The following is a 431-nucleotide window of genomic DNA, read 5'->3' on the forward strand; positions in this document are numbered from 1 at the left end:
TCACTTCCCGAGACTGAGACGGAAGCCGGTCCTGACGGTACCCGCCACGTCGCCGTCGTCGACGACATGGCCGAGGTGGAAGCACTCCGCGAGGCGGCCGAGTCGGCGGGCGGTCGCGTCGCCGACATCCGAACCGACGAGCCATCACTGGAGGATATCTTCCTCCGACTCGCCGGAGAAGCACCGACGAAGAGTACCGCGGAAGGGGGTCGCGGGCGGTCGTGACTGACCGCAAGACGCGGCTCGTCGCGCACGCACGCGCTATCTTCCGAATCGCCCGGTGGGAGGTGTCGCGTTCGGCCGGTACACTCGACCGCAAAACAGTCGTTCTCGGACTCATCGCTGTACTGGTTGCTGGGGGCATCGCCGCCGGAGCAGCGGGAAGCGGAGCCGCCCTCGACCGCGACCTCTACCGAGTCGGAATCGCATCC

At 67.5% G+C, this 431-nt stretch carries 2 pseudogenes; both read left to right on the top strand.

The annotated features are described in order from the left end of the window. Positions 1–225 (top strand): annotated as a pseudogene (locus DEQ92_RS23055) (ABC transporter ATP-binding protein); the annotation flags it as partial. Next, positions 222–431: pseudogene (locus DEQ92_RS24365) on the top strand (PrsW family intramembrane metalloprotease); the annotation flags it as partial. The pseudogenes DEQ92_RS23055 and DEQ92_RS24365, both read left to right, overlap by 4 nt.

The organism is Haloferax sp. Atlit-6N (genome assembly GCF_003383195.1).
In the GTDB taxonomy this organism is placed as follows: Archaea; Halobacteriota; Halobacteria; order Halobacteriales; family Haloferacaceae; genus Haloferax; species Haloferax gibbonsii.